We start from the raw sequence: 21,102 nt of genomic DNA on the forward strand, positions 1-21,102 counted from the left end.
CGGCAAGTCCAGTGGGCCCCGGTTCGGCACTCTGATTGGCCCCACTTCGTTCGCGTACTTCTGCTGGTAGAGCTGTGCGCCGGGGATGGCGACATGGTGGGCGAGACCGTGGGATGAACCGACAGCCGTCGTGGGGACCGTTCGTGCTGCGCTGACACCCCAGGATGGTCGGGCCATCAGGCGCAGCGCGGGGGTCTCGGGCTGTCGGCTACTGATCCTCGGCGTCGAGCTGGCGCAGTGCGGTGCTGAGGAATGCGTCCCGCCGTTGTCCGAGGAGGTCAGCGTCAAGGTCTGTTCTGCCCTGGTCGTGGAGAGCCGGAACGCAGAACGCCATGTCGGCCAGGGTGCCTAACGCCGCGACGACGTCCCAGTAGGCGACCCGCTCGGCTCGTCGGCCGGCTGCGCGCTGCCAGCCCTCCAGGACCTGCTCGGCGGCGGGTAGCCCGAACATCAGCGCAGCGTCGAAGCGTGCACCGCTGAGGTCGATTCCGGGCGATCCGGCGCCGGCGCAGTCCCAGTCGACCAGGCCGGTGCAGCGGTCACCGGACCAGAGAGTGTTGCCGAACCACAGGTCGCCATGCACGAAGACTGTCGGGCCGCCGGGCGCGGGCAGCTGTTCGAGGCGTTCTTCCGCAGCCGTCAGCAGCGCGGTGGTGCCCTTTTCGCGGCGTTGGGTCGCGAAGTCGACGTCCGCGATCGAGCGGGTCCGCAGCGGCAGCGCAGCCCGGGGCGCCAACGGAACCGCCTGCAGTGCGGCGGCTGTGGCTCCGAGGTCCTGGAGCCGCTGAGTGGAGGCGACTGTCGGGATCCGGCTGTGTCCGGGCAGGACGGTGGTCAGCACTGCTAGGGCGCCTGTTGCGGAACCGTCGAGATCGGTGGCGATCAGCCTGGCCGCGGGCAGCTGGTGGCTGCCGGCGACCTGCAGTGCCGCGACCTCGGTGGCGAACCGCTCGCGATGGTCGGGATCAGCGGGGTCCCCGAGTCGCAGCACGGCCGCCTCGACCCGACCAGCCGGTTCGAACGTCAACAGCCAAGGATTGGCTCCCTGGCGTAGGCCGGTGACTGCGGTCGCTTGTGCGCCGCCTCCCACCGCGTCGCTCACCCAGCGCCGGACCTGCTCGGGCAGTTCGTGCACCGTGATCACACCCCCGTGTCGCACCTGATACCGAGCGACCACGATGACACGGGCACCGCCGACGATCTCGTATGCCGGGCCGTGGGCATGGCATACGGCTCGTCGAAGATCAGTTCGACGGTATCAGCTGGCGCGGTTGGTGCGTCGGCGCTTGGTGGTGCGCAGCCGGAAGGACTCGGTACTCGTTCCGGCGGCGGCTCCTGCCCCTACCGGTTCCGGTGCGTCGTCTGCGACCATTTCCGCACCGACGTCTCCTACCTGCCCGATCTCAAGGCATACCTGCACGACCTGCTCCAAGATCGCGAGCGAGTGCTCGCCGCGGTCGACCTGGAGCAGTGGGCCAAGACCGAGGCCATGCCTTCCCATGCCGAGATCCGTCGGTTGCAGGACCTCATCCACCGTGTCGAGCAGCACCTCGGCGAGCTTGCCCCCGAGCAGCGAGCCGAGATCGACAACGCCACCGCCGTGGTTCGGCGAGCCCGGCAAGTCGTCAACCTCGGCGTCCCCCGTGTCCGGCCCAGCAACCCCGACCTCCGATTGGAGAGGCCATGACCGCCTCCGCCCTCGGCACAGCCCGACAAACCCACAGTGCCCGCTGCCGCCAGCGAGTCATCAAGGCGCTCAACGAGGCCGTCACGGCTGGCGAGGAGATCAGCATCTCGGCTATCGCCCGCCGAGCTGGTGTCAACCGCAGCTTCCTTTACAACCACCAGGATCTGCACGCCACTGTCCTTGCCAAAGCCGCCGAACCACCCGCCACCACCGCCGGTGGCCCAGGGGTCAGCAGGACTTCCCTCATCGCCGACCTGGGCAACGCCCACGACCGCATCGCTCGGCTCACCACCGAAAACCAGCACCTGCGGAACCGGCTGTCGGAAGCCCTCGGCGAGCAGGTCTGGAAAGAGACCGGCCTCGGCGGTCCCACCGACATCCAGCAACTCCAACGTCGGATCACTGAACTCGAACAGCACGCTGTCGAACTACGCCGCCAACTGTCCGACCGCGACGACGAACTCGGCGCCGCCCGCGCCGCCAACCGCAATCTGATGATTCGTCTCAACAGGAGCACTGCGGACACGGGAGGCAATCCGTGACACAAGAATCCCACCCGAGCGGAGGTCTGGATGCGAGCGCCTCAGCACACACATTCGAAGGTGAGCTCGCTGTTCACCGGAGTCGCGGTCCACAGGGCACGGCCGAGTGGCTGTCGTTGCACCTGGGCATGCACCTCAGCCAACGCCGCAGCTCGCAGCGGGCCGATTGGGTCGAACCTAAACCCTGTGTCAGCATCTCCCCGTTCGAGCTCAAGGGCGATCAGTGCAGGCTCGTCGTCAACGGCAATTGCCAACTCGACTTGCCAGAGTTCCGGCTGCCAGTCCGGACTCCTCCGGTCGTCGACGTCGGCCACGGCAAGTTGCCTGGTCAGCGCTACGTGGAGACGATTGTCGCCCCAGGATCGTCGACCCCATTGAACGATGAAACCATCACCGTCTTCGTCGGCCGGCGCGACCCCGACGATCTCCGTTTGCGCGAAGTCGACGAACGCGCGCCACGCAGCCTCGACATCGGTTGCCGCTGTCGGCTCGACACCGTGCTTCCGCAGGATCTGCTCAAACGCCTCAGACGCAGTTCGCCATGCAATCGGCATAGCGAACAGTACCAACGGCACCTCAGATACAGCCGGGATCACCCGCACCTTCAACCAACAGCTCACTCTGAGCCGCAACACCACGTTCACTTGCTCATGAGGCACGCACCGCCAACGCACCCCTCCAATGACTTGAACCACACATGTTGGTCAACTACCGTCTCACGTCGACGGCCTCTGAACTGGCACGACGCAACGGGTGATCTTCGCCGATCGAGCGGGACCCCCAGGGAACCGGTCTTGCAAGGTCAGTCCATCGCGGACTATCACCGCTGCGCCGACCTCTCCGGGCGCCGAGGCGTCGACTTCGCCGCAGCTGCGCTGGTGGGAGTGGGCAGCATCTGCAGGCGCCAACACCGCCGGAGTCGAGTCGATCCTTCGTTCGCTGGCGCAGCGTGACTATCGGTTGCGCGCCTTCGGCGCAAAAACGCTGGGCTTGGCACGCTATGCCGGCGTCATCGCCAGCAGTGACTCGCTCGCGTGGTCTTTCGCCGCGCGATGGCAGCCACCGCTGTCGGAATGCCACGGTCACCCTCGATGCAACAGCTGTGTAAAGTTCGCGCTCCGCTGGCGAAGCAAGGTTCTGGAAACGGCCGGCGCTCCCGACAAATTCGTTGGCGGAGGCTTCAGTTAATGTTGCTGAGTTATAGTGGCTAGGCCCGGCGTATCCCGTTCGCGGCTGGAGCTACTGGAGGTCCCCGATATGGCGCAGAAAGTTCTCGTGGAAATGGTCGACGACCTCGACGGTGAGGTGGCCAACCAGACGGTCCCGTTCAGCCTCGACGGCGTGAGCTACGAGATCGACCTGTCCGACGCCAACGCGGCCGCGCTACGCGACGAACTCGCCCGCTACATCGCAGCGGGGCGACGCATCGGCGGCCGCAAGGTGCGGCTTGCCGCTGGGGAGTCCACCCGCGTGAAGAAGCCTGGCACTGCGGCCGAGGATCGCGAGCGGTCACGCCAGATCCGTGCGTGGGCCAACGCCAACGGCTACACAGTCTCCGAGCGCGGCCGTCTGTCGGCCGAGATCATCGAGGCATTCGACGCCAACGACGGCCAGCCCATCGCCGTCGAGGAGCCCGCACCGGTAGCGCGGAAGCGGGCTCCGCGCAAGAAGGTCGCGGCCGCGAAGAAGTAACTGTCGGCCAGCCGACGACGCTGAACTTGAACCCGGAGAAGAATTCCGGGAGAACGACGTCCGGCGAAGACGGCCACGTGCTCGATTCGTGGCTGCCTTCGCCGGACCGTCTGTCGGTGGCTCAGTAGCTCAGTCCGTGGTGAGAGCTTTCGCCGTAGCTGTGGTCGTGGCCGTCGACCAGTTCGTCTTCCAGTTCGGTGCGCCGTGTGGCAGCGGCGGCGTCTGCTTCGCCTTCCTCGTCCTCTTCCTTTTCGGCGGCGAGTTCGGCGTAGAACCGTGCGGCATAGGCGTCGGCGGCGTCGCGCCGCGATTCGCGGGTCAGCATCACGTCTGATGCGGCGTCTTCGTGGTCGGGTGTGGTCATGAGGTGCCTCCACTGCTGGGTGATGTCCCGCCATGCGTCGGCGCGAAGGTCGTTGCCGGCGGGTTGGTTGCCGAGCGGGGAGGTAGCATCCGCGGTCGTGATGCCGTAAGTCTCACGGTACGCCGCGGCGAGCCCAACGACCTGATCCCACTGCTGCGCGAGCGCAGCATCGTCGGGGCGGGCACCGAAGCGTGCGAGCCACGGCGGTTGTTCACGCACGACTTGATCCCGCAGCTGGTCGGTTCGCGCGGTGATCTCTGCGTTCATGGTCGCCAGCCGCTCCAGCGACCCGCGGTAGTTCGCCGTGTGCGCGAGATCAGGTCGGGCCTGCCACGGTAGGGCGGAGTGGTGCCCGGTGCCTGCGTCGTGCTGGCGCACGAGCGCGCTGACGAGCGCAATACCGGTCTTGCGGGGGGCGGTGTGTTCGGCGCCGGTCGTTGTCGCGGCGGTCTGGCGGGCGGCGTCGGTGAGTGCGGTGTCGGGGTCGAGTCCCCGGGTGGCGCCGCCGGCGGCGTGGCGCCACACGACGCCCCACTGCTCCTCGGTGACTACCGCGTCCGGCAGGTGCGCGGCGACGATCTGCTGCCAGCGGCCGATCTGCTCGTGGGTTGCCGGGGCGATCCGGGCGGGCGCATCGTGTGTCCGGACATGGTCGTTGATCCGCTTGGCCAACACCGCGGCCGGGTCCTCGGCCCAGCTGAATCCCCGGTCGTCGACCAGGTCACGAACGAGCCGGTCGGCTTGCCACCCGCGGTCCTGGGCGTTGGCGAGCGCGTTCAGCGCGGCCGGTTCGGCACCGGCGTTGACGGCGTCGGGGACGTAGCGGGCGAGGACGTCGAGGTAGCGGTCCTCATCACCATCACGAGCCAGCAGCTCGTAGCGGCGAAGCAGCACGTTCAGGGGCTCGAGGACGACGCGTTCCTCGACCTGCTCGAACTCGGCGAACACCTCGTCCAGCTCGGTCGTTTGAGCCGCGGTGCGAGGCTGCGTGGGTGCGGATGGCGCTGGCACATGCGATTGGCCGAAGGATTCCCAGCGTTCTGTGAGGGTGCGCCAGGCGTGTGCCCTCGCCCCGCGGCTGTCGGGCTTGGCGCCCAGCGGAGCCTCGCCGTCGATGCGGAACGTCTCGCGGTACGCGGCGGCCAGGCCGACCAGGTCGTCCCAGGCCTCGGCGGCGATCGGGTTGTCCGGTCGCGGCCCGAGCCCCGAGACCCATTCCGGCTGCTCGCGGATCACTGCGGAGCGCAGGTGCTCGACGCGGTCGGCGATCGCGCGGTTCATCTCGTGCAGGTACTGGGCGTGTCCGGGATGGTGGCGAACGTGGGCGAAGTCGGGGCGAGACAGCCATGGAACAGCGCGCACATGGGCCTCTCCGCGCTCGCCCCGGCGGTCCAGTTCGGCAGCGAGTGCGGCGTCGGCGTAGCGGTCATCCGGCATTGGATCCGGCACTGCCGGGCGTGCGGCCAGCTGGTGTGCGACGACGGTCAGGGCGGCGTCGATGTTGAATCCGACGGCCAGCGCACCGGCGGCGCGGTGCCAGATCGTGTCCCATGCCGGGTCTTCGACGGCCACGTGCGGGGCGATCGCGTCGACGATGCCGCGCCAGCGAGTGATATCCGCGGGTAGCGGCGGTGCAGTTGGTGAGGGTGGCTTGCGGTGTTCAAGGTGCTTTCTGATCCGGTCTTGCAGTGCGGCGCCCGGGTTGTCGGCGTCGTCGAGGGACTGGCGCCAGCGCATCACGGCAGAGACGAGCGGGTCGGGTTCCCAGCCGAGGTCGTGGGCGTTACGCAGCGTCTGGATCAGCGCCGGCTCACTGTCGAGATCCAACGTGGACGGAGCCCGGTGGGCGAGGATGGCGCGGTAGCGGTCCTCGTCGCGGTAGGTGGCGGTGTAGTTGTAGCGCAGCACCAGCGTCCCCATCGACACCGCCTCGTCCTGCGCCTCCCGCATCGTCTCGGTCGCCGAAACCTCGGCGCCGGAATGGTTCAGCACCCCGGTCAGCACCGACCGCGGGGACACCGGTTCGGGGGTTTCGCGGTGCTGGTCGATGACGTGGTGGTGGGTGACGACGTACAGGTAGTTGCCGAGCATGGCGCGGGTGATGCCGGGGTAGAACTGCTCCCGGGTCATCGTCGGTGGAACCAGCAGGTGGGCGTTGCCAGTGCTGGTCATGCCCTGCACCCTGTTGATGGTGGCGGCGTAGGCGAGTTCGACGTGCGCCTGGACGTACCCGGCCGGCAACGTGATCGCGGCCTTGTGCACCCGGTGCTGAACCGTGATCTTGCCGCTGGCGTGGACCGCGGTGACGGTCCAGACGTCACCGTTCTTGACAAAGTCCTTCCCCCCGAACAGCGACAACAGCCGCTGGTTGTGGCGGGTGACGACCCAGTCCCCGACGCTCGCGGTGGTGGCGTCGTGTAGCTCCACCTCACAGCCACGGTCGACGGCGCCCTGATTCAGGCGCCGTTCGCGGGCGTCGATGTTCAGCGCGACGGTGTCTTCGTTGGTCGGCACGATCAGCAGCGACTGCACGCCGGCGTCGAGATCGGCCTGCCAGTTGGCGCGGGCGGCGTCGCGCATCCTTTCCAGCGACCCGTCACTGACCCGGCCCGACTCGAAGTAGTACTTGAGCCCCTTGGGGTTCCAGGCCCGGATCTGCAACGACGCCGCGGCTTGTTCCTTCCGGTCGTCGCCGCGGAACCGCACGATCTCCCGGAACCGCACCGCGCCGACGTCGTGGGCGATCAGCCGGATCGCGCCCCCGGCTTCAACCGCGGCCAGCTGCGCGTCGTCCCCGATCAGCCGCACGTCCGCGCCGTTCTTGAGCGCGTATTTCACGGCTTTGTGCAGGGTGTGGGTGCCGGCCATCGCAGCTTCGTCGACGATCACCAGGTCCCCGGCTTCCATCGGGAACGCGCGGTGGGCGAACCCGATCCTCAGTGCGGTGGTCAGCTGGTGCAGCGTGTGCGGCTTCGCTCCGATCGATGCACCGAGCTCTTGCGCCGCGCGGGCTGACGGGCCGAAGGCGTAGACGCGGTGGCCGGTGCGCCGCCACGCGGTGGCCAGGACCTTCATCGCCGAGGTCTTCCCAGCGCCTGCCGGGGCCAAGGCGAGCTGCAGGCGCCGTCCGGAGCGGGCGAACTGGCGCACCATCTCCGTCTGGCCAGCATTGAGCTTCTGGCCGGCGAGGGCCTTCTCGACGGTGTCGACGCGGAGTCGGTGCCCGCCGCCGCGGTGGGCCCAGGCGACCAGGTCGCCTTCGGCGGCGAGGGTGGCGGTGGTGGTGTAGCGGGTGGAGCGGTGTTCGACGAACACTGACTCGCCGTCGCGGCGCCGCAGGGAGGCGGGTTCGTTGACGACGGTCGGGCCGACGACGGCGAGGGTGTCGGGCTGGGCGAGGATGGTGTCGACGACGTCGTCGACGAGTTGTTCGCGCTTGTCGACCGGCACCGTGAGGTGCGCGGTCTGGCGGTGGGCTTCGGCGGCGAGGTTCCACCACGAGAAGTGGCTGTAGTTGTCCGACACGACATCCCGTGTCGCCTGGGCGATTTTGGCGATGTCGAATGCGTCCGGCTCCGCGCGTCCGCTGAGGAATACGCGGTCGGCGAGCGTGTCCAGAACTTTCGCGGGCACGATGCTCAGCGCGTGCTCGCGCCACGCCTTGAGATGTTCCGGCAGCGTCTTGGGTGGCTGTTTGCCGGGCCGGTTGTCGTACTGGGCCGCGCGGTCGATGGCGAAGATGTCCTTCGGTGTCGGCTCCTTCCCGTGCTTGGCGGTGAACTCGACGATGCGCTTGGCCCGGGCGGCTTCGAACTGGCGGTGGCGCTGGGAGAACAGCTTCACCAGCTCGACCGGGACGGCCTCGAGCTGCCAGACCGGGCGCTTCATGTCGACGCCTTCGGCGCCGCGCTGCACCCAGTTGGCTCCTTGTTCGCGGAACAGGTCGCGTAGGCGGTTGTCGAAGTACTCCGACGAGGTGACCGTCGCGGCGAACATGGTGCGCAGGTCGAGAGCAGTCCATTCCCCGTCGTCGCTGCGTTGCACCTTCGAGGAGATCAGCACGTGGAAGTGCAGGTGTGGGTCGCCGGCGCGGGAGTCCCAGTGCTCGAACATCGCCGCGGTGATCCCGTTGACGTCGACCTGGGCCTCGCCTATGTTCCCGCGGCGGGTGTAGGCGATGTTGCGTTCCATGTAGGTCACGGTGTCCAGGGCTGCTTGGCGGGCCATGCCGACGATGCGCTTCCGTCCGTCCGGTGACGCCGCCGCCCATGCGATGGAGAGGGTCTTGTCGTAGCTGAACACGGCCTCGACTCCGGAGACCGCGGACTTGAGGTTTCGTTTCTGCTCGGACAACCATCCGTTCAGCTCTTTGTCGTCGGCGGGACTGTCGCCGTCGTGGGCTGTGCGGTAGGCCTGCAACTGCACGCCGCGGCGGATCTCGGCGCGTGTGGCCGCGGAGATCGGCGCACCGATCGGCCGCCCCTGCAGCCGGTTGTGGTCCTTGTACGCCTGCGATACCTGCGAGCGCAGGTGATCCAGCGCGGAGTACTGCGGGAATCGCCGGCCCAGCCGGGTCGCGTTCAGCGCTTCCTCTGCGGTGGCGCCGCCGGTGATCATCTCGGCTTCGATGGCGTCGGCGTTCGGATGTCGGCCTTCGCCGAAGAGGGCGTTCATCTGGGCAGGGGTGACTGCGCCGGAGAGTCCTAAGTGCTCTGCTCCGGCGCCGAACCATTGGCCTGCCGGGTAACCACGGGAGAGGTAGTAGTCACTTAACAGCTCGCCGGGTGCGAGCTCACGGCTGCGATCGGCGCACGCCACCGTGTTCGTGAGGTACTCATGACCACCAGGGCTCAGCTTCCGCAAGCCCATCATGTCCACACCAGACTACGCCGAAAAGGCGAAGGCGCCCACCTGGTTCAGAACGTCTGCAAGACGTGCTGTGTGCGGGGTAGGGGGCAGGTTGGGTGAGGTGGCGGCGGTGGCGTGGTCGGCGGGGTGAGTGGGCGGCGGGGTGGTGTGGGGCTGGGGTGTGGTGGTGGGCGGGGTGCGGTAGGCGGGTGGTGTTGGTGGTGCGTGAGGGGTGGTGACCGATTTTTGGGTCGAGCGCGGGCGCCTGCACTAAGGCGCCCCGGGCGCCGTCTGCCGGCGCCCGCGCGGTCCATAGGTTGTGCCGACACAGCAAAGCGGCCGCCGATCGTAAGATCGGCGGCCGCGCCGTGTGTGGACGGTCGCTAGCTCGGGCTCGATCGCGAGAGGTGGTCCAGCTCGCGGCGGATGGCAGCGGCAGACACGACCTCGACCACGTCGCCCTTCGCGGTCGTGAGGGGCCGGACGTCGCGCGCGAGTAGCGCGCGCAGGAATGCGGCGACGGCGGCGGGCTCGTCGGTCGGGATCATGTCGGCGGCGGCTAGCTCGCGGTCGAGGTCGGCAAGGAAGTCGTGAAAGGTGCGCACGGTGGCGGCTCCTAGTCTTGGCGTGGACGGGGGCACCCGGTCCGGGTGCCCCCCCCGCTGGTGGTCAGGCGACGGCGGCGAGTTCGCGCGACGGCGCGAACGTGCACAGCGGCGGCATGTCCCGGTCCCGGCACATCTCGCACCGGTCATCGGTGCTGTGGGCGCGCTGTTCACTGGGGGTGCGTTCGAGGTTGCACGCCACGCACAACCCGCCGGGCGTGACCGGGAGCAACGCAAGCGCGTAATAGTCCTCGTCGGTCATCGGCTTGCCGCTCAGCTCGCCGAGGATCTCGCTGGTGTCGTCGATGTCGCCGTGCCGCCGCCGCTCGCCTTCGTAGGCGTCGACGGTGCTTTCGTTCTTGCGGACCAGACCGGCGGACGGGATCGCCTGCTCCACCTCGCGCCACTGCTCGTCGTAGTCGGGCTCCGCCGCGCTGTCGACGTAGCGGCGCGCGGCGCGCTGCTCGATCGGCTCGTGTCGGGCGGCAATCCGGTGGGCGGGCACGGTCGTGGTGTGCTCGCCTTCGGCCGGGCGCTCGGCGGCTTCGGCTTCCTTGCGGCAAGCGTCGGAGCAGTACCGCAGTTCGGGGAGTCCGGCGAGGTTGCCGTCACAGTTGCCGCACCGGCGGATGTCGCCGGACTCGGCTTCGGCGGCCTGCTGCCGGGCAGCGGTGCGGGCGCGCGCGTGGGCGGCGCGGGCCTTGCTCGCGTACACGCACGTCATCACCAGGGTGCGCATGTCCTCGGCGAGGATGGGCCACAGCTGGTGTGCGGTGTGGATGGCTTCGACGATGGCGGGGTGGGTAGCGCTGGGGTTCTTGAGCAGCGTGGCGCACGTGGTGAACGCGTGCTGCTGGGTGCCGCCGGTGGCGGCGTTGAGCCACCGCAACCCGTTGAGCGCGTCGGCGATCCGCTTGGGCTGCTCGCGCAGCATTGCCGTGACGTCGTTGACCTCGGTCACGGCGACGGCGCGGCGGGTCTGGCTGGACCAGACGCACTGGTGGAACAGTTCGCGCTCGGTCTCGCCGTAGCTGTCCCACTCGGCGTGAGCCGTGCGCACGGCGGCGAGAACGTCCCCACTGAGCGCAGCGTCGGTGTTGAGCAGTGTGGCGCACGCGGCGAGGATCGCGGGCGGGTTCTCGCCGCTGTCGGTGAACACCTTCCGCAACTCTTTCAGCGCGGACCGGACGCGCGGCGGTCGCGCCTGCAACGCCTCTGCGGCGCGGGTGAGGCTCGGACGGTGCTTGGGGTGAATGGTCGAAACCATGATATCCAACTTTCGTGTATTTGATTTGCGGAGGTGTTCGGGTTTGCCGTCCCGATCACCTTGCGATTTCGATATTACCCGGTTCCTGTGGTCTATTCCACTCGAAATAGCGTTTCTGGCCGAGTATTTAAGCGAGTTCTAGCGATGGACTGAGTCGTCTAATCTTATTTGCTTGCTGGATGCCTGTATGTCGTGCACGCGGCTTGCTGGCGGTGTCTGTGCACCTACTGAGGCTGCTGCTTGGTGTAGTAGAAGCCGCTGCGTGCTGAGTGGGTGGTGGGTGGCCCCGAAGTGACCAGGGCAGGCCCCCGGCCTGCCCTTAATGCCTGACCTAGGGAGTAGGGGCCCCAAATACAAGGGTGGGGCCTCAAGCTATTTTTGGCCACGCTTTTCGGTCAAAAATAGCTTGGGGTGCCCTTGTATTTGGGGGGACGACCGATACAATTTCGGGGCCACCCACCACCCGCGGACGCAACGAGAACACGGAAAGGTTCCCACTGCCGGTGTGCTGTCGGCGCGGACACCTGACCGGCTGTGACGGCGCGTCCTGCGGGTGCGCAGTGTGGCCCGTGGCCTGCGGGTATGCTCCTCGTAGCGCTCTGTGGGCTCGTGTATGCCCTGCGGTGGAGCGTCAGCGGGCCGCCGCGAGTTTTGCCGCTCGCCACTTCGGTGGCGTGGCCCTTCGGGGCTGCTGCGGCGGTACCGCGCCCTCCTCTTCGCCGGCCGGTCGTCGTCGTCAACGCGGCACACGCGGCCGGTCGGTTCGTCGGCGGCGTGAGCGCTGCGTCGCCGATGCGGCGCGGTGGCGGCGCGGCCGCAGGTAGCCTGGTGAGCAGTACCGCTGCCCTCCCCGCGCGGGAGGTGAGTCATGGTTGAACGTCAAACAAGAGGCTCGAGGCGGAGGCGTCGCTCGTCGGCGACGTTGGAGCGGCTGGAGGCGGCGCGGCGCCGCCGCGCCGAGCAGCTGGAGCGCGAACGCCAGAACGAGGCGCGAGTGGATGCGGCGCTGGGGCCGTTCGCGGAAGCAGTGACGGCGATCGAGGCGGTGGAGCGCCGGCGCGAGGACCGGATCGCCGCGCTGGGGGCTCAGCTGGATCGGAAGGTAGCGGAGCTGGACCAGCAGCGCGCGGTGAAGGTCGCGGAGTTCGAGCGGTCGGCTGAGCAGGTCCGTGCTGATGCTGAGATGGAGATCGGCGAGTGGCGTGCGGTGATGGCGACGTCGGTGGCGGAGATCCGCGCGGCGGATGTCGGGGCGGCGGAGACGGCGGCACTGCTGGGAATCTCGACGAAGGCGGTCACTGCGTTGTCGCGTAGTGCGGCAGCAGCGTCGAACGCCGGCGGCCAGAAGAGTGACGCGGACCCCACGCGCGCCGCAGCAGTGGACGCGGCAACCTCGGGTGACGAGCAGGCTGTTGAGGCCCCCGTGGACGAGCAGGCCGAGCCGCCCAAACGAGATTCAGAGGCAGACGTTCCGGCAGATTGATTCGGGCTGGTCCGGCCGGGCACGAGAAGAGGGGCGGTGGCACCGTCAGGTGCCAGCGCCCCTCGTGTGGTGTCGGCTGGTCAACGCGTCACGGTCGGCAGGTCGGCCTGCTGTTGGGCGACGCGCCGGGCCTGGCGGGCGAGGACGAGGCGCTTGCGTCGCTGGTAGTAGACGATCACCGCGGCGACGCCGCTGCAGAACGCGATTCCGAAGGCCCATTGGCTGGCGGTGCTGCCCTGTTCGGCACCGGGGAAGTGCCCGATGAACAGGAAGCCAGGCAGGGTGAGGGCGCCGACGATGGCGCCGAGGCGGTAGCGGTGGGCGAGTTTCGGCTTGATGCGGTTGCGGCTGAGGTAGGCGACGCCGCACCCGAGGAGCGCACCGAACAGCACGGCGCCGGGAAGAGCGAGCAGACCGGCGGGGTCGGTGAAGGGCGTGACGAGGAGTCCGATGTAGCCGAAGGGCTCGATGCCGAGGTAGAAGCCGGTGCCTCCGGCGAGGACGAGCCCGGGGATCGTGACGCCGTAACGATTGCTCATTCTCCGAGCGTAAAGCGATCCCAGGCCCCGACAGGGTGATTTCCGACCCCGGGTATGCAGCCGCCGCTCGCGCGCGACACGGCGCCGTGTCGTCGTCCCGGGTTTGGTGGGCGACGTCGTGTTGTGGGTGACGGGCATGGCGACCTCCGGGGCGCGGTTTTGTGGCATGGGAAAGGCTGGGGCGAGCCGTCAGGCTTGCCCCAGCCTCCCGGGGTGGTGCCCGGCCGGAGGGGAAGGTCCGGCCGGACACCGGGTTCATCAGAACGGCGGCACGTCGCTGAACCCGCCGCCCGCGGTCGCGCCGACCAGCTGTCGCCCGGCGTCCGCGCTCCACGGGTCACCGGCCGGGGGTGCGCCGGTGGGCGTGCTGGTCGCCAGGTCCGGGTTGACCTTGCCCGACCCGTTCTTCGCGTTCTTGGTGACCTCGGCGGTGGCGTAGCGCAGCGACGGGCCGATCTCGTCGACGGTCAGCTCGACGACGGTGCGCTTCTCGCCTTCCTTCGTCTGGAAGGAGCGCTGCTTGAGGCGGCCCTGGACGACGACGCGGGCGCCGCGGGTCAAGGACTCGGCGACGTTCTCGGCGGCCTGCTGCCAGATGGTGCAGCGCATGAACAGCGCCTCGCCGTCTTCCCACTCGCCGGTGGCGCGGTTGAAGGTGCGCGGGGTGGAGGCGACGGTGAAGTTCGCGACGGGTGTGCCGGCCTCGGTGAAGCGCAGCTCGGGGTCGGCGGTGAGGTTGCCGCAGAGGGTGATGGTGGTGTCGCCGGCCATGGTGGCCTCCTTGGGCTTGTTGGGGTGTGGAACGCGGCGCAGCCTGAGCACGCGGCGGCCGGGGGTCGCCGTGAGGCGACGTCCCCGGCCCTGGCTCATCCGCCCGGCGTGAACCAGCCGACAGCTCGGCCGGCGACGGGGTTGGGCAGGTGGAGGGGCTGGTTCGCCCGGGCGGATCGGGTCGGGCTTCGGGGACGCACTGCCCCCGGCCGGGGTGTGCTTACCTTCGGGCGATCCACGACCCGGCGAGCCTGGCGAGGCCACCGTCGGTGATCCCCACCCGCCGTCGTGCCACAGCCCGCGGCGACCCCCGAGCACGTGCGGCAGGAGTTCGGTCTTCGGGCTGCTGCCGCAACCGGCGCACTACGGGAGCGGCGCGATCGGAGTGGCGGGGTGGGCGTCATGTCTGGTCGATCGCGGGCTCGCTGAGCAGGGTGCGGCGAGCGTCGGCGCTGCCGTTGTGGATCACCTCGTGGACTTCCGACGGCGGGACTGCGAGGTTGAGCAGGTGTGTGAGCAGCCTCATCAGGGGCTGCCGGGGGTCGGCGTGCTCGAGCGCGATCCGCGCCCCGGTCCCGTCACCCCGGAGGTAGGCGTGCACCGCGACGACGGTGGCCAGCTTCCCCGCGAGGGGAACGCAGCTGTGACGCCACAGGTGCAGGACCAGGTTCTCGGCGGCCAGGCGTGCCGCGTCGTCGGGAACGGCGAGCAAGGCGTCGCGGAACGGCAGCGTGGCGAAGGTCGCGGCGAGATCGACGATGTCGGCGTCGTCGGCGGGCAGCTCGCCGCGGATAGCGGCGCGGATCGCGGTGTCCGCGCGGGTGAGCCGGGCAGCCGCGGTAGTGGGGTGCTGTTCGTCGAGGGCCACGTTGGTGGTGGCGGCGGCGATGCGGGAGCCAAGACGTGCGCGGAGGGGTTCGGGTGCGGGGGTGAACCGGGCCGCGACGTCGTCCCGGCTGGCGGCGATGGTGTTCCCGGCGGCGACGGCGGCCGCCGCGGCCGCCGCGGCGGCTGTGGTCGCGGGGTCAGGCAGGACGCCGGTGCGGTCTGCGTCGAGGTAGGAGCGCCAGCGGGCGCCTTCGGCGATCGCCGGTACGTGCACGACGTCGACGTCGGTGAAGCCGTGTTCGGCCAGCTGCTCGATCACGCTGTCGACGTCGGTGCGCTCCGGAAGCGACCCGTCGTCGGCGTTGTCCTCGTCGACGGTGCGGACGACGATGCCGATGACGCAGGAAACGGTCAGGTTGCCGCATTGCCGGTTGAAGTGCCGCGCGCAGTCGTCGGCGTGTCCGGTGAGGCGGGTGAGGTCGATCCGGGCGAGCGGGCCGGTGGTGACCGACCCATCGTCGTTGGCGAGTGCGGTGATCAGCACCAGGGAGTCGTCGGGGAAGAAGCCGAGCAGCGCCGGGAGGCTGGCGACGACGGTCGTGGTGCTGGCGATCGTGAGGGACATGAACGTCCTTTCTGAAAAGAAGGGAGCGAGGGCTGCAAGCGGGGACCGGGGCGTGGATCAGCGGCCGAGTTCGGCGCGCAGCGTCTGTGCGGCGGTGTGGGCGATCCAGGGCGGCGACGGTCGCCGCACGTCCCGGCCGGAGGCCGGGATGAATCCGTTGACCGCGACGCTCCAGAACTCCGGCCAGGGTGCGGCGTCGGTGCGTTCGCTGCGGTAGATCACGCGCACGTCCTGGCCGTCGCCGCAGCGGGCGTGCGCGGTGATCCGGATCGCGACCCGCATCCGGTTGCGGCGCTGCACGGGCTCGTCGTAGATCAGCGAGACCGGTGTCGCGGGTAACGCGCGGCAGAGCTCGACGAGGACGCCGCGCGCGAGGTTCCAGGCGCCGTAGTCGTCGAGGCTGCCGCGGTGGGGGGATGTTGCAGGTGACCGACTCGGGCAGCACGTAGGAGCGGCTCCAGTTCTACGGGGTGAACCACAACTGAGGCTCAGGCATGGTCGGTCACCGCCGTGTTCGCCTCGGCGAGTGCGCGGTTGAGGCACGTGCCGGTGAGGCGGCGCCGCTGTTCCTGCAGCTGTTCGGGCCAGGTGTGGGCGTCGGGTTCGAGGACGTTCCAGGCGGCGGTGAGGGCGGCGTCGGTGCAGAGCCCGTCGGGACCGAGGTAGGGGTAGACGGCTTCGACGACCCGGCAGGCTTCCACGACACCGGAGGGGAAGCAGGTGTTCCAGACCGCGGTGATGAGCGCGGTCTTGTGCCGCCGGGTGCGAGCGAGGCCGTCGAGCCAGGTCCGGGGTTCCGGCGGGAGCCGGCGGCCGCCGAGTTCTGTTTCGATCAGTCGGCAGGCCTGCTCGAATGCCGAGTCGCGGTTGTCCGACGGTGCGGTGTGGACGGTCGATGTGGTCACTGGGTGCCTCCGGGTCGGGTGCGGGTGAACCCGTCCTTCCCGAGCACGCCCGCGGTCCTCGGGCGCCTACTTACGCACGCGACGTGGCGGGAGAAGCCGGCGCCCGAGGGCTCGGGTGTGCTGTGCTGTCGGTGGTCGTCCGCACAGACCGGAGTGCCTGGCCGCAGCAACGATCAGGGGCCCGCCGACCGGCCGCCGTCGCCGAGATCCACCTGGTGTTCCAGCGCCTGGTCAGCCCGGCGCACGAAGGCGAGCAGTTCGGCCGGAGTGCCCTCGACGGTGACCACCGTGTCGTTGTCGTGATCGGTCAGGACGAGGGCGAAGTCGCCGTCGGCGAGCACTTCGAGGCCGGCCTCCTCACCTGGGCGCGCCAGCGTGACGTCGCATTCCGCCGGGATCCCGGCATAGTCGTTACTCATCGTGGGTCTCCTCGGAGTCGCTGTTGTGGGCCGGTGCTGCGGACGGATCCGCGAGTGCCCGGTGCTGGGCGCGGATGTCCCGCAGCGCCTGCGGATCGGGTGTGGGACAGGCGTTGGCGACCACGTAACGGATCACGGTGTCGACCTGCAGCGGATCGTCGGTCGCCAGAAGGGCCAGCGCGGCGTGCGTGGTGTCGTCGAGGTATCCGGCGGCAGCGTCGTGCACCTGCCACACCCACGTTTGGAAGGTGTACCGGCCGTCGGCGTCGGGCCGGATGCGTTCGACGGCGGGGCCGCTCGCCGGATCGCGGTCGTCGTCGAGTGCGTCATCGTCGATGACGATCAGGTCGTCGCCGTCCCAGCGGAAGCGCAGATGGTCGGAGGTGGCTTCGACGGTGATGGCGACCCATTCGGCGACGACACGGCGAAACCGCGGTGTCACTGCGTAGTAGCGGCGGCCGGTTTCGTCGGTGGCCGCCAACTGCGGCTCGCAAAATTGTGCCGGGAAGTAGGGCTGGTCGTCGCCGCACACCAGTCCTTCATCGATGCGAAGAACGTCGGTGGGGAGGCCGTGCGGCGGGACGTCGTCGGGCATCGGGTTCACCTGCCTATGTCTCAAGTAGACGTAACGGAGCTCGTTTCGCGGGTGTCAGGTGCAGTCCAGGCCGCATCGGCGGCACAGCAGCGCGACACCGTCGGACGCCGTGCGGTCGTCAGGGTCAGGCTGTGGGGTGCCGGTGGCGTCGAACCAGAGCCCGGCGGAGGTCCGCTCGTCGCAGTCCTCCGGGCGCCCGATCGGCCAGGGCCGGTTCGGCACCTCGATCACGGTGCGGCCCGGGTGGACGTACTCGCGGGCCATCTCGTCGCGTCCGTGCCAGCGGACCGGTTCGCCGCGGCGGCGCAGGACACCGAGTGCGCGATCTGCTGTGGCGTCCGCGGCCCGGTGAGAAAGGGCGGACTCGGCAGTGCGGCCAAGGGCATCGGGCAGCAAAGCTGGAAACATCAGATTTCCTTTCAGCGGGCGCAGAATGCGCGGTGGACGGCGCGGACGAGCGCGAACCGAGAACGGCACCACCGGCAGAAGACCGTGGTGGGGTAGCGCAGTTCCGGCGGTGCCGGAGCCGGACCGGGCAGGCGCGCCGGGATGGATGTGCTGTCGCAGCGGGGATCCCATGGGGTGTGGTGGGTGCCGCGTTCGCCGCTGGCCCAGCGCGCGGTGATTGACCAGGTCGGTGCGGTCAGGTCGCCGTCGCGGAAGCGGATCTCGATGGATTCGACGAGGTACCAGCGATGCCAGTACCCGCACCAGTAGGTGTCGCCGACCCGGCGCGGGCCGATCGCGTCGAAGACCTCGCGCATCCGCTCGCGGTGACGCTGTAGGCGGGCGTGCGCGGCGTCGAGCGTGCGCAGGTCCTCCGGCGGCGGTGACCACAGGCAGTCACACGGCTGCGGGTACCACACTGCGGAATCGTTGGAATCCCACGGCTGGTCAGTGTCGTCGCTGACCGGGTACTCGCCGTTGCCGCCGCACTCGCGGCAGCCGGCGAGGGCCCATAGCCTGCGCAGGTGGGTTGTGCGGTATCCCTCGGGAACGTGGATTGTCGGCTCCGTCATGCGCGCCTCCGTGAACGCTCGGTCCCCGGCGGGCGAGGCCGCGGGGGAGTGAACGGGGCCTCGCGAGCACGGCGTGGCCCGGGCCGACGACCGCCTGACGGTGGATCGGCACCTCGGCGAGGCCCGGGCCGCGCTGTGCTTTTCTGGTGACCGGGCGCGCCGCGCGGCGTTCCCGGCCCCAGTCGAGCGCCGGCTACTTCTCCTGTATGGCGGCCAGGATCGGGACGAAGTGGGCGCAGACCACCGGTTGGCGTTGCCCGGCCGCGGCGATCACGATGTCGATGGCGTCGCGCAGGCAGGTGCGCACGGCGTGGTGACTGGGGCGGCGCGTCGGGTGGTGATGGACCACGACCGGGTCGAGGGGCCGTAGGCGTTCGCGGTGTCGGCCGGCCCGGTCGAGTTCTTCGACGCTGGAGAGGGTGGCGACGAACCCGATGTCGGGCTGGAAGGCGATGTGCAGCCTCGCCCAGGGCAGCCAGCCGTCGACGGAGGGACGGCCGAGGTTCCAGTGCACGGTCGCGGTGTGGCCGTCCCGGTGAACAACAGGGTGGGGGTCCGGGTCGATCGCCGAGACGATGACCGGGTCAGCCGGCGCGGCTGGTTCGGCGTCCTGCGGGCGAACGTCGGTTTTGTGGATGGTGAAGCCCGAACCGGGGCGCTCGCCGATGATGGCCAGGTACATGCCCTGGTCTTGCACGACCGTGCCCGGCTGGTGCTTTCCGTCCCAGGCGAAGTCGACGCGGTCGCCTTCGGCGTAGCGGTGCTGAAGCGACGGCAGCCAGCCCGCAGGGATCAGGTGGGTGGGGATGAGGGCCTTTTCCAGGTCGGTGCTGTCGGGTTTCCGTTGCCAGAGCCAGGTGAGGGTCGGTGTGGTGTCCGGGGTGGACGGTGCGGTGGCGGGCATGGCGGGGTTCCTTCGGTCAGCGGCTACCGGGCTGCGGGTGGAGTGCGAGGCGATCGGTGAGTACGCGGGGGTGTTCTCGGCCGGCGGCGATGCCGTCGCGGATGGTGGTGGCCAGCTCGGCGGCGTCGAAGTCGGCGACGCCGAGGTGCCGCCGGGCGGCGTTGGTGAGGTGGTGGGTGATCGCGGCTGCGGTGATCCAGCCGTTGCCCAGGAGTTCGCCGAGTGCTGCTGCGGCGGCGTAGACGGTGATGTGGCGGTGGCCTTCGGTGGCGGTGGTGACGTTGCGGCACTCGGCGGTGAGGGCGGCCTGGACGTAGGCGGTGACCCGGCGGCTGGTCGCGGGCAGCGGTGACGGCGGATGCGTATCGGGCAGCGGTGCCGGTGGTGGGGTGAGGGCGGTGACGAGCCAGCCGGGCAGGACCGCGACCGGAAGGTCCCAGGCGATGGCGTAGGGCACCAGGCCGCCGTGGACGACGGCGAGGGATCCCGGGGCGGCGACGAGCGCGCCGGGGCCGCGGGTGTCGACGTGCCAGCCGAGCCCGCGCCCGCGGGCGCCGACAGTGCTGCGCAGCCGCGACCCGGGCGGCCGGGCGAAAAACCTGTGCTCACCGCCGCGCGGGGTCGCGACGGTGAACGTGTCCACCGGGTCGGGTTCGCCGGCCTGCTGGGCGAGCAGGGCGAGGACGTCGCGGCCGTGGGCGATGCCGCGGCGAGCCCAGTGCATGGGGATCGGTCCGTGGGCGGCGTCGAGATCGAGCACGAGCAGACCTGCTGGTCCGCAGGCGATGCCGACGTTGTGGATCGGGTGGCGGAGCCACCACCGGCGGATGCGGTCGGGATCGCAGGTGGCTCGCTGCTGCCAGTCGGCAATGGCGGGCCGCTTGCTACGCGGGGCGAGCGGGAACACCGGCCACCCGCGCCCGGCGGCGCCCAACGCGGCCGCCAGCAGTTTGTTGGTGGCGGGGATGAGCGCCGGCGTCGGCGGAGTCGTGGTGGTCATGGCATCAGCTCAACCGGGGCCGGGATGGGGTCGATGACCATGGCGGCGGCGTTGTCGGTGCCGCCGAAGTACCGCGCGGCGAGCGTCAGCCGGTTCGCGCACGCGGCCGGATCGCTGAACGTGCGGCACGCGCGGACGAGGGAGGCGTGCGGGACGGGTTTGTGGACGCCGTCGCTGGTCAGCAGCAACCGACGGCGCGGCCCGGTCGTGGTGACGCGGCCGAGGGAGTACTGGTCGGCGGTGGCCACGGAGCTGGTGACGACGTTGTCCCGCCGGGCGGCCAGCTCCTCGAGGTGCTGCGGCCGGTCCTGGTAGCGGTCGGCGAGGTTGGTGCGCAACTCCTGTCCTTGGGTGTGGTCGATGGTGAGCTGAGTGAGGACGTCGGTGTCGGGGTCGTATTCATAGGCGCGGCAGTCTCCGACCCACGCGATGTCCCAGCCGGCGCCGCGCTCGGGCGGGAGCGGGGCGGCGACGACCATGACGGTGTCGCCGGGGTGGACGGCCGCGAGGGTGCCGGTGGCGGCGAGCAGCCCGACGACGGCACCGCTGCCGGCGGCGGCGTAGGCGGCGGTGGCCGCTGCGCTTGCGGCGGCGTGGGCGGCGAGCAGGTGGTCGCCGATGCCGTCGGCCAGGGCCCAGCCCTGGCGGGCTCCGGCGAGGGAGACGTGGGTGCCGGTGGCGTCGGCCTGGTGGGCGCGGCCGCCGATGCGCAGCGCCGTCCCGGGCAGGAAGGTGGGGTGGTCGGCGGCGAAGCGGCGGTGGTGGCGGGCCAGGGCGCGGGCGTCTCGGTGGGATTCGGCGATCTCGGCCCAGCCACATCGGCAGGTGGCGTGCGTCCAGCACGGGCCGGGCGGCAGCGGGGCGTGGGGCCAGACGGGGTGGTGCCCGGCGGCGTAGGTGCTGGTGCGGTGGATGTGGTCGAAGACCGGCGGAAGGTGCGGATGCATCGAAGGAACTCCGTTCACGCGCGGGGGCTCGCGGCGAGCCCGGCGGGAAGCGAGGACAACGG

Annotated in this window: 23 protein-coding genes; 6 read left to right on the forward strand and 17 right to left on the reverse strand. The window is 69.8% G+C overall.

Annotated features, from left to right (window positions below; genetic code table 11):
• Positions 1–208 precede the first annotated feature (208 nt).
• The gene (locus H4696_RS01375) at positions 209–1,135 is read right to left on the reverse strand and encodes a phosphotransferase family protein (protein WP_249027161.1); all 927 of its coding nucleotides are present in this window, start codon (positions 1,133–1,135) and stop codon (positions 209–211) included.
• A 15-nt stretch (positions 1,136–1,150) separates the two neighbouring features.
• Here H4696_RS01375 and H4696_RS49670 point away from each other — a divergent pair, with 15 nt between their 5' ends.
• Positions 1,151–1,687: a hypothetical protein gene (locus H4696_RS49670; RefSeq protein ID WP_211299779.1), complete on the forward strand. Its 537-nt coding sequence runs from the start codon at positions 1,151–1,153 to the stop codon at positions 1,685–1,687.
• Positions 1,684–2,229 (forward strand): DUF6262 family protein, encoded by a 546-nt coding sequence (locus H4696_RS01385; RefSeq protein ID WP_192781990.1) that lies wholly within the window; start codon positions 1,684–1,686, stop codon positions 2,227–2,229. The genes H4696_RS49670 and H4696_RS01385 overlap by 4 nt, the downstream gene beginning before the upstream one ends.
• A gap of 41 nt (positions 2,230–2,270) precedes the next feature.
• On the opposite strand, the gene H4696_RS01390 is transcribed toward H4696_RS01385, so the two are convergent.
• Entirely contained in the window at positions 2,271–2,873 is a 603-nt protein-coding gene (locus tag H4696_RS01390; protein WP_086863531.1) for a hypothetical protein, read from the reverse strand.
• A gap of 6 nt (positions 2,874–2,879) precedes the next feature.
• Between H4696_RS01390 and H4696_RS51445 the strand changes: the two genes are divergently transcribed.
• The 3 genes from H4696_RS51445 (at position 2,880) to H4696_RS01395 (ending at position 3,921) form a co-directional block, all read left to right on the forward strand.
• The gene (locus H4696_RS51445) at positions 2,880–3,182 is read left to right on the forward strand and encodes a deazapurine DNA modification protein DpdA family protein (protein ID WP_420831551.1); all 303 of its coding nucleotides are present in this window, start codon (positions 2,880–2,882) and stop codon (positions 3,180–3,182) included.
• Between the two features lie 7 nt (positions 3,183–3,189).
• Positions 3,190–3,417, forward strand: a complete 228-nt coding sequence (locus H4696_RS51450) for a deazapurine DNA modification protein DpdA family protein (RefSeq protein ID WP_420831493.1) — start codon at positions 3,190–3,192, stop codon at positions 3,415–3,417.
• 69 nt (positions 3,418–3,486) lie between these two features.
• Entirely contained in the window at positions 3,487–3,921 is a 435-nt protein-coding gene (locus H4696_RS01395) for a histone-like nucleoid-structuring protein Lsr2 (protein ID WP_086863530.1), read from the forward strand.
• Between the two features lie 121 nt (positions 3,922–4,042).
• Here H4696_RS01395 and mobF read toward each other — a convergent pair whose 3' ends face one another.
• From mobF to H4696_RS01410, 3 genes are all read right to left on the reverse strand, one after another.
• Positions 4,043–9,157, reverse strand: a complete 5,115-nt coding sequence (mobF, locus tag H4696_RS01400; protein ID WP_192781991.1) for a MobF family relaxase — start codon at positions 9,155–9,157, stop codon at positions 4,043–4,045.
• Between the two features lie 359 nt (positions 9,158–9,516).
• On the reverse strand, positions 9,517–9,738 hold the full coding sequence (locus H4696_RS01405; RefSeq protein ID WP_086865283.1) for a hypothetical protein: 222 nt from the start codon (positions 9,736–9,738) through the stop codon (positions 9,517–9,519).
• 64 nt (positions 9,739–9,802) lie between these two features.
• On the reverse strand, positions 9,803–11,005 hold the full coding sequence (locus H4696_RS01410) for a hypothetical protein (RefSeq protein WP_086865284.1): 1,203 nt from the start codon (positions 11,003–11,005) through the stop codon (positions 9,803–9,805).
• A 922-nt stretch (positions 11,006–11,927) separates the two neighbouring features.
• Between H4696_RS01410 and H4696_RS01415 the strand changes: the two genes are divergently transcribed.
• Positions 11,928–12,488: a hypothetical protein gene (locus H4696_RS01415; protein WP_086865285.1), complete on the forward strand. Its 561-nt coding sequence runs from the start codon at positions 11,928–11,930 to the stop codon at positions 12,486–12,488.
• Positions 12,489–12,568: 80 nt separating this feature from the next.
• Here the strand turns inward: H4696_RS01415 and H4696_RS01420 are convergent, their stop codons facing one another.
• The 12 genes from H4696_RS01420 to H4696_RS01475 form a co-directional block, all read right to left on the reverse strand.
• Positions 12,569–13,027: a hypothetical protein gene (locus H4696_RS01420; protein WP_086865286.1), complete on the reverse strand. Its 459-nt coding sequence runs from the start codon at positions 13,025–13,027 to the stop codon at positions 12,569–12,571.
• Positions 13,028–13,285: 258 nt separating this feature from the next.
• On the reverse strand, positions 13,286–13,798 hold the full coding sequence (locus tag H4696_RS01425; RefSeq protein ID WP_086865287.1) for a single-stranded DNA-binding protein: 513 nt from the start codon (positions 13,796–13,798) through the stop codon (positions 13,286–13,288).
• A gap of 400 nt (positions 13,799–14,198) precedes the next feature.
• Positions 14,199–15,251, reverse strand: coding sequence for a DUF4192 domain-containing protein (locus H4696_RS01430; protein ID WP_192781992.1), 1,053 nt, complete (start codon positions 15,249–15,251; stop codon positions 14,199–14,201).
• Between the two features lie 57 nt (positions 15,252–15,308).
• Positions 15,309–15,551, reverse strand: a complete 243-nt coding sequence (locus tag H4696_RS01435; protein ID WP_086864805.1) for a hypothetical protein — start codon at positions 15,549–15,551, stop codon at positions 15,309–15,311.
• A 188-nt stretch (positions 15,552–15,739) separates the two neighbouring features.
• Positions 15,740–16,156 (reverse strand): hypothetical protein, encoded by a 417-nt coding sequence (locus H4696_RS01440; protein ID WP_086864806.1) that lies wholly within the window; start codon positions 16,154–16,156, stop codon positions 15,740–15,742.
• A 173-nt stretch (positions 16,157–16,329) separates the two neighbouring features.
• A complete protein-coding gene (locus H4696_RS01445) occupies positions 16,330–16,575 on the reverse strand; it encodes a hypothetical protein (protein ID WP_086864807.1) in 246 nt (81 codons plus the stop codon).
• A complete protein-coding gene (locus H4696_RS01450; RefSeq protein ID WP_143265417.1) occupies positions 16,568–17,170 on the reverse strand; it encodes a hypothetical protein in 603 nt (200 codons plus the stop codon). Before H4696_RS01450 ends, H4696_RS01445 begins: the two co-directional genes overlap by 8 nt.
• A 54-nt stretch (positions 17,171–17,224) precedes the next feature.
• Complete coding sequence (locus H4696_RS01455) at positions 17,225–17,578, reverse strand: hypothetical protein (protein ID WP_143265418.1); 354 nt, start codon at positions 17,576–17,578, stop codon at positions 17,225–17,227.
• Between the two features lie 11 nt (positions 17,579–17,589).
• The gene (locus H4696_RS01460) at positions 17,590–18,189 is read right to left on the reverse strand and encodes a hypothetical protein (RefSeq protein ID WP_143265419.1); all 600 of its coding nucleotides are present in this window, start codon (positions 18,187–18,189) and stop codon (positions 17,590–17,592) included.
• Positions 18,190–18,382: 193 nt separating this feature from the next.
• Complete coding sequence (locus tag H4696_RS01465) at positions 18,383–19,093, reverse strand: hypothetical protein (RefSeq protein ID WP_086864811.1); 711 nt, start codon at positions 19,091–19,093, stop codon at positions 18,383–18,385.
• Positions 19,094–19,109: 16 nt separating this feature from the next.
• Positions 19,110–20,093, reverse strand: coding sequence for a bifunctional DNA primase/polymerase (locus H4696_RS01470; protein WP_086864812.1), 984 nt, complete (start codon positions 20,091–20,093; stop codon positions 19,110–19,112).
• Positions 20,090–21,040: a PP2C family protein-serine/threonine phosphatase gene (locus H4696_RS01475; protein ID WP_192781993.1), complete on the reverse strand. Its 951-nt coding sequence runs from the start codon at positions 21,038–21,040 to the stop codon at positions 20,090–20,092. Before H4696_RS01475 ends, H4696_RS01470 begins: the two co-directional genes overlap by 4 nt.
• Between the last annotated feature and the right edge of the window lie 62 nt (positions 21,041–21,102).

The organism is Amycolatopsis lexingtonensis (genome assembly GCF_014873755.1).
Classification (GTDB): Bacteria; Actinomycetota; Actinomycetes; order Mycobacteriales; family Pseudonocardiaceae; genus Amycolatopsis; species Amycolatopsis lexingtonensis.